1 protein-coding gene is annotated in these 652 nt (G+C 72.9%); it reads left to right on the top strand.

The genetic code is table 11. The annotated features are described in order from the left end of the window. Window positions 1-44: 44 nt before the first annotated feature. Window positions 45-652: SDR family NAD(P)-dependent oxidoreductase (locus ABFX54_RS56715; protein ID WP_346115630.1), on the top strand; the 608-nt coding region annotated here is incomplete at its 3' end.

Raw genomic sequence — 652 nt, 5'->3', positions numbered from 1 at the left:
ACGCCTCACTCGGCCTCCTCAAACCCGACGGCCGCTTCATCGAAATGGGCAAAACGGACCTGCGCACCGGCCTCCCCGGCTACACCGCCTTCGACCTGATCGCCGTGCACCCCGACCGCATCCAGGCCATCCTCGCCGAGGTCCTGGCGCTGTTCCGGGACGGGGCGATGGAGCGGTTGCCGGTGCGGACGTGGGACGTGCGGCGGGCGCCGGAGGCGTTCCGCCTGATGCAGCGGGCGGGCCATGTGGGCAAGATCGTGTTGCGGATGCCGCCGGTGCTGGACCCGGAACGCCCGGTTCTCGTCACCGGTGGGACCGGGACGCTGGGGGGGCTGGTGGCGCGGCATCTGGTCTCGGCGTACGGGGCCCGGTATCTGGTGTTGCTGAGCCGTCAGGGCGGGACGGCTCCCGGCGCGCAGGAGCTCCGTGCCGAGCTGGTGGGGCTGGGTGCCGAGGTGGAGATCGTGGCCTGCGACGCGGCCGACCGCCAGGCACTGGAGCAGGTGCTGGGGGGCCGGTCGTGGTCGGCGGTCGTGCACTGCGCCGGCGCGCTGGACGACGGCGTGATCGAGTCCCTGACCCCCGAACGCCTGCACGAGGTCCTGGCAGCCAAGGCCGTCGCCGCCTGGAACCTGCACGAGCTCGCCGGCGA

Origin of the sequence: Nonomuraea maheshkhaliensis (genome assembly GCF_039529435.1) — a bacterium.
Classification (GTDB): Bacteria; Actinomycetota; Actinomycetes; order Streptosporangiales; family Streptosporangiaceae; genus Nonomuraea; species Nonomuraea maheshkhaliensis.
This window is presented reverse-complemented; position numbering and strand designations above follow the sequence as displayed.